We start from the raw sequence: 6,587 nt of genomic DNA on the forward strand, positions 1-6,587 counted from the left end.
CCGTGTGCCATGAAAGTGGCAAGCACGGTTCCGAATGGGAGGGAGAGGATAGTAATATCTTCTCTCGACCCTAACCAATTATTTTCAAGAAGACCTATTTATTGAAAATGCTTCCTCCATTGTGTCAAACCTGTCTAGAAAATCAACTAGAAAAATCTGACTTGTTACTGTTGACGCTTCTCATTAACGTTCTACAAGATATCAAAGAAGTTATATCCCTCTTCTGTCACTCTAGGCAGAGTATAATAGAACAAAATCTCTCAAACCTGAGCTGGGTCTATGGTTAAGCCTCGCCAAGCTGATTCAACCTTGAAATTGATTGATGAGTATTGTCACTATTACAGAAATCTGTTTTCAGAAGTCAGAAGCTTTGAAGCTTTTACACATCTTCATGCTGGTATAATTTCTGATATTAAACGTAAGACACTACCAGCCATTGCAGAGATAATGGGGCTAGAAAATGCTCAAGGGCTGCATCACTTTCTTACCCAATCACCCTGGGAGGCTCAAGCCTTGAGAAGGCAAAGGCTAGAATTAATTCTAAAAATTGTTAAAGATCGAAAAATCGTTATCATCATTGACGAAACAGGAGATCCAAAGAAGGGAAAAGCCACAGATTATGTAGCTAGACAATATTTAGGGCGACTTGGAAAAGTTGACAATGGCATAGTGGCTGTGGTGAGCTATGGTCTAGTAGATGGGTTAACTTTCCCATTAATGTTTTACATTTATAAACCTAAAGAACGACTTAAACTCAATGATAGTTACCTAAGCAAACCCCAGATAGCCAGCCCGATGATTAGAGAAATTAAAGCGATGGGATTTGAAATAGACTGCGTTCTGGCTGATAGCTTATATGGAGAAAGTACAAGTACATTTATTCGCTGTTTACAAGGATTAAACCTTCAATTCGCGCTCTGCGATTCGGAGTAATCACAGCGTGCGGTTGCCCGCAGAGCAAAGGGTGAGAGCTAATAAATGGCGTAAATTTGAACGGATATTTTCCGATGGTAGCCGAGAAGTCCGCTAGATTCGAGAAATTCTTTATGGAAAGAAGAGAGAATTGCGTTACTGGGAGATCACAACGGATATAGAGACCCTTCCCGAAAATTCAACCTGGTATGTGATGACACAAATTCCGGGAGTCTTAGCTAAAGAAGTTGGGAATTTGTATGGAAATAGGACTTGGATTGAATATGGTTTCCGACAAAGTAAGAGCGAATTAGGATGGGCGGATTTCCGAGTCACCCAATATTCACAGATTGAAAAATGGTGGGAAATCGTTTGTAGTGCTTACCTGATGATCAGTCTCTATACTAGGTCTCATACAGCCGTCAACTCCCGGACTTCATTACCCAATATTTCATCCGCAAAAAACTGCCCAATTCTCCACCGCTTTGAGCAACACCAAGACTGGGATGAAAAAAACAGTTGGAAGAGCCATCTCAATAACTTGAGATTAATCCTGCAACCTTTAATTAGCTTTAAGTTGATGCAACAGTGGCTAAAAGTTTTTCCGATTCCAAAATTATCTACAGGCTTAGCTCGATTAAGGGCGTTAATGAACTTTTACCCAAATCCCTTCTCTTGCTTGAGGAATGAGAGTGAATTCTTATTTTCTTCTGCCTAGAGTGACAGAAGAGGGATATAGCCTTTCTCAAAAAGATGAGGTACAATAACAGCAGTCAGGGTAAACGCATCTAAATTAATTTGACCTGGGGGGGTGACAAAGAGGTCTACGAGATAGACTGTATAAGGGTTGCAGCCCGCATACCTTGTTGATAAAAGCGGCGTTTAGAAGGAGTTAACTTCATTAACTGTTCCACTTCCAAAGAATATTGTTCTAGATAATTAACCCACTTTTCTCGATCTATACCAACACCCAATGTACTCCGTCTGCGATATTTTTTCTTGGTTTCTTTGCGACGAGATACATATTTTTGTACCTGCTTTTTTTTCAGTTCAATGCCTTGAAATATTGCCGAGCTGTACGCAAGTGTCATGAGCATAATCATGTTAATAAGTCAGTTCCCTTTGAGGCTAGTTCCTTCAAGATCGTAGCCTCCTGTTTTACAATCTCGAAACATTTCTTCAATGCCCATCCGTTGCTTGTAAGCATCGATAGCTACCGGCAATGACCCATTAACTCCCGATTCGTCAATAAATATTAAGTAAGGATTCAGGTCTAAAGTTGGGGAACAAGAGAAGGCATCAAAAAGTTACAAGAATGGGCAGATAGAGCATCACGGAAAAAAGCCATCGCACTTTGGCCTTGAAATCTACAAGTCTGAATCACTGATAACAAATCAGCAGTTTGTGCAAACCGAGACATCGATCGGGAACCACCAGATACCTTACGTTTAGTCACGGCTAATCGTAGAGAACGTTCCGCTAAATTATTGTCAGGAGGGATGGATGGGTGGTCTAAAAAATACCACCATTGGTGCGCTTTCTCACGCCACGAACGCAGTAACAGTCCAGCAGCATGACCGACATGGCCTTGCCAAGTATTTAAAAATTCTGCCAGTCTGGTCTTAAAATCCCTCGCCCAAGCATAATAATCGATTTCTTCGGGGCATTCGCGCCATTTTCGATGTTGTCGAAATGCCTCATCAATTAAATCCAAGAATGCCTTTGCGACAACTGTGTTGTTACCGTGACCCAGAAGCAGAACTTTCTTAAAATGTCGTCGTAGATGGGCTAAACATTTCTGCTGTGAGCCCACCTCAACACCGTTGTAGAGGCTAAAATCATCAGAACTCAACACTCCTGCTTGCTTCATGCCCCAGCATGGTTTCTAATTCCGAGCGACTGCGAGTGTCCGCAGCATGGAACAGGCAAAAATCTTTACCTGTCGCTGTCGGTCAACCATTCTTTGATGCCCTTGACACACCACGGAGTTTCATCGACATGGATGTTAGGTTGTAACGGTGCCCATTGCCATAAGTCTTCAACGGCGGGTTTTACAGCATCGGCTACCCGTGCGTTGGTTGCTTGTAAAGTACCGATGCTAATTTCAATGCCACCTAATTCCCGCAGCAATTCTTGTTTCTTTTCATAAGACATGTGCCCATAATTACCTAACCATACCAATAATGCTTGTAGGTTGATGCTTAAGTCTTGTCCTGGCATTATACCGTCTGCATGTGCTGCGATCGTCATTGCTCTACATTCTAGGCATCGACATTTGACTCGTTGATATTCCACTACTTCAATTGGTTTGGCTACTAAACACGCTACTTGCTACGAGCTCAAACCAATCGCGTCACTTAATTCTGTGCTACCACAATGCTCGCAAGAGTCAGGAGTGCTGATTTGATACCTATCTACTCGCCCAAATCCTTTTCGGGTTTTACCAAGATGTCCCGGCTGTCCTCCTGGTTTACGCTTGGGTTCTGTTTCTGATGCTTTTGAGTGATCGAAAGCGGCTGTCTCTGATTTCTGTATCAGATCGCTTGATGGGGGTTTCGATGATGTTTTGCTATTGGTGGGTTGTCTGTCTTTGAGCTTTTCGAGTTCTTCTTGTAGTTTTTCAATCAGCTTCTGTTGGGTCAGCACAATTTTGACCAGTTCCTCACGCCTGGACTGCTCCACTTTTCCTAATTTGAGTGCTGCTGATAACTCTGGTTGTTCGCTCATCTGACTACATTACTACCATATTTTTCGGCTCTCCATCGACTATTTTTTACCTGAATCCTTACCTTGCTCGTTTTCGATCGCGCCGACACACTTTTGAAAGCTGGAGAGGCAAAAGCGGCTGGTTATTTCGCCGAGGATTGTGCAGAATATGCTTGCTTATTCAAACAACTATTAGAAACAGAACATCAAAGCAAAATTATATTTACCAGTCGCGAAAGCTTGGCTGAATTGCCGCCAAATGTCACCCGCGAAATCCAGCTAAACGGATTGAATCGAGATAGCGCAGTTGCCCTATTGCAATCTTTTAATTTGACTGCAAATGCAGAGGAATTAGCCGAAATGGGCGATCGCTATTCAGGACATCCCAAAGCCTTACAACTCATCGCAGCCTTGATTCGAGACGATACCGAGTTTCAGGGAAATGTCGGGACTTTTCTGCACCAGAGAGACTGGTTGCTGATTCGAGATATTGAAAGAGCGATGGATGAAATGATAGCGCGTCTGGGCGACGGCGAGCAAACTTGTCTCAGCCGAATTTCTGTCTATCAAACCTCAGAATATCCGCTATCTTTTGCAGGGATTAGCGCTCAAATGCCAGAACTTAGCAAATATGAACTCAAAGAAAATATTATTCAGGCACTTAAACGCCGCTGGGGGGGTAACAACCAGCCTGAAACCCATACTTTGTAAGGATTGAGCCAATCCGCTGCTCAAAAAAGATAGGTAGCATAATTGTTACACGCTTGCCTATCTCAAAAATAATGATACCAACATTCTACCTCATTCATTTCAAAAAACAACTAAGTTCAGCTCAATTCCAACTGATTGAAATCTTGCTACCCTTGATACAATCAGAAAAACAAGTGAGACTAGAACTGCTCTCCCGGGTATTTCCCTATCCAATTACAACAGAAAGTCGGCGTAGAAAAATACAAAGGTTTCTCGATTTGCCGAACTTAACTATTTCACTAATTTGGTTCCCATTAATTACTTATTGGTTGATTACTTATTGCCGTGTTGGTCAAACTTTATCAATCGCAATAGACCGCAGTCAATGGGGCGCATTAATCTCTTTATGGTTAGCCTGATCTGGGAGCGAAGAGCAATTCCATTATACTGGTCACTGTTGCCAAAATTGGGAAACAGTAACTTCGAGTCACAAACAAGTAATTTACAGATTGTTTTACCATTATTTTCCGAATATAAAGTCATTGTTTTAGGAGACCGTGAATGCAAGTTCTGTCGATTTGGGAAACTGGCTGAGGGAAAAGGGTGTATCTTTTGGTTTAAGACTGAAAAAGAATCATTGTCTCGAAACGGAACATTTAGTTTGGCAACGGTTAGATGAATTAGGAATAGTGCCAGGAACCTCTTTATATTTTCAAGGTAAAAGAGTGAGAAAAACTCAGCCGGCTAATGGATTTGATGTTGCTTGTAAGTGGAAAAGAAACTACGGAGCAGGGAAGGTTGATGAAGCGTGGTTTATACTCACAGATTTAGGGTCATTGCCAGCAGCTATCGATGCTTACAAGCAACGGATGGGCATTGAAGAAATGTTTCGAGAGTGTAAAACAGGAGGCTACGATCTTGAAGGAAATCGCTTAAAAGGAGACAGACTTATCAACATGATTTTGCTCATGACGCTATCCTACAGTTCGGGAATATTTCAAGGCACTGAAATGAGGAAAAAGCAGGTGCAAAAATATGTATCTCGCCGCAAAGAACCTAATAAAAGATATCGAAGACGGAGTACATTTGGTGTTGGCGCAGGATGGAGAAAAGTGGGTTAATTATCTCGAACAATATTCGGACGATGTAGAACAGTTAATGAAGTTAACTCCAAATAAACGCCGCTTTTACCAACAAGGTATGCGGGCTGCAACCCTTATACAGTCTATCTCGTAGACCTCTTTGTCACCCCCCCAGAAACGCCGACAATTGCTATATTACGATCGCCACCTCCAATCATATCAGTTGCATCCCTAGTCCGAGAAAAGGGCGAGTACCTGCTAAGTCAACATCCCGAAAATCTCCGTACCGCCCACAGCCAGTTAGAGTCGATAGGGGCGTTGCCACCCCTACCTCTCCTTCAGAACGGAACGTGAAACTTTCGCTTCATTCCGCTCCTTGATAACTCCATCCTTTTTTAAGGATACAACTCAAAACGGATTGCTATCATAGTTCCCGTGTAGGGAGCCATCATTTTTCGTTTTTGTGTCGTGACAATGTTTGTGTAAAAGTTGGAGGTTTTTATACTCATCCTTACCGCTTAGAGAGCGGGGTTGGATATGGTCAACTTCTACAATGTCTGTAGGTGTAAAGTACAGACCACAGTGGGTACATTTACCTTTTTGTTTCTTAAGAAGTGTTGCCACTCTTGTTGATGTTTCAGGGTATTTTCCACGTCTATAACTCCAGTAAATCCAGTCACCGTCATAAGGACTTGAATTACCCTTTACCTTGACGTGCCTTATTATTGGCGTTGATTGGTGTTGGGATAATTCTAAACCTTCTTCTGTACTGAAACACCAATTTTTGTCGCCTACTGTTCGCCAGTATTTGTCCTTGTTGATGCTACCTTTTCCCCGTCTTTTAGCCCATGCTCTTAACTTGTCATAAGTAAGACTATCGACCTGGTTAAAGGTTTCCTTACTTACTACTGTTGAGTAATAGTTTGACCATCCCCTAATTATTGGATTCAGCCGACTAATTAAAGCAGCTTGGGGGGCGGTGTTATGGGTATCTATTACTTCTTCAATATTCGCAAGATGAGCTTTGAATTTTAGCTGGGACGGAGTGATTAATGTTTTAAAACCAAGTGGAATTCCTTTTGTATTTTTGGCACTTCGGTAGTTGCCTACCTTGTGTTGTTGTATAGTCATTTCAAATAAGTATGAGACACTCTTTATGCACAATAAGCACGAATAACTTCATCAAGAGATGTGCCA

4 protein-coding genes and 2 pseudogenes are annotated in these 6,587 nt (G+C 42.0%); 3 read left to right on the forward strand and 3 right to left on the reverse strand.

The window, feature by feature from the left end:
- Window positions 1-279 precede the first annotated feature (279 nt).
- Window positions 280-1,630 (forward strand): annotated as a pseudogene (locus QUB77_RS31180) (IS701 family transposase).
- A gap of 106 nt (window positions 1,631-1,736) precedes the next feature.
- On the opposite strand, the gene QUB77_RS31185 reads toward QUB77_RS31180, so the two are convergent.
- A complete protein-coding gene (locus QUB77_RS31185) occupies window positions 1,737-2,003 on the reverse strand; it encodes a hypothetical protein (protein WP_333180884.1) in 267 nt (88 codons plus the stop codon).
- A 182-nt stretch (window positions 2,004-2,185) separates the two neighbouring features.
- Window positions 2,186-3,639, reverse strand: a pseudogene (gene tnpC, locus QUB77_RS31190) (IS66 family transposase).
- A gap of 63 nt (window positions 3,640-3,702) precedes the next feature.
- On the opposite strand from tnpC, the gene QUB77_RS31195 reads away from it, so the two are divergent.
- Entirely contained in the window at window positions 3,703-4,329 is a 627-nt protein-coding gene (locus QUB77_RS31195) for a hypothetical protein (RefSeq protein ID WP_333180882.1), read from the forward strand.
- Between the two features lie 536 nt (window positions 4,330-4,865).
- Window positions 4,866-5,429: a transposase gene (locus QUB77_RS31200; protein ID WP_333180881.1), complete on the forward strand. Its 564-nt coding sequence runs from the start codon at window positions 4,866-4,868 to the stop codon at window positions 5,427-5,429.
- Between the two features lie 369 nt (window positions 5,430-5,798).
- Here the strand turns inward: QUB77_RS31200 and QUB77_RS31205 are convergent, their stop codons facing one another.
- Complete coding sequence (locus QUB77_RS31205; RefSeq protein WP_333180879.1) at window positions 5,799-6,521, reverse strand: group II intron maturase-specific domain-containing protein; 723 nt, start codon at window positions 6,519-6,521, stop codon at window positions 5,799-5,801.
- Between the last annotated feature and the right edge of the window lie 66 nt (window positions 6,522-6,587).

The sequence above is a fragment of the Microcoleus sp. AT9b-C3 genome, from assembly GCF_036705485.1.
GTDB lineage: Bacteria > Cyanobacteriota > Cyanobacteriia > Cyanobacteriales > Microcoleaceae > Microcoleus.

What these genes read in the sequence shown, in the direction of transcription:
- QUB77_RS31185 (WP_333180884.1), bottom strand. Translation starts at nt 2,003, where the DNA reads ATGACACTTGCGTACAGCTCGGCAATATTTCAAGGCATTGAACTGAAA.
- QUB77_RS31205 (WP_333180879.1), bottom strand. Translation starts at nt 6,521, where the DNA reads ATGACTATACAACAACACAAGGTAGGCAACTACCGAAGTGCCAAAAAT.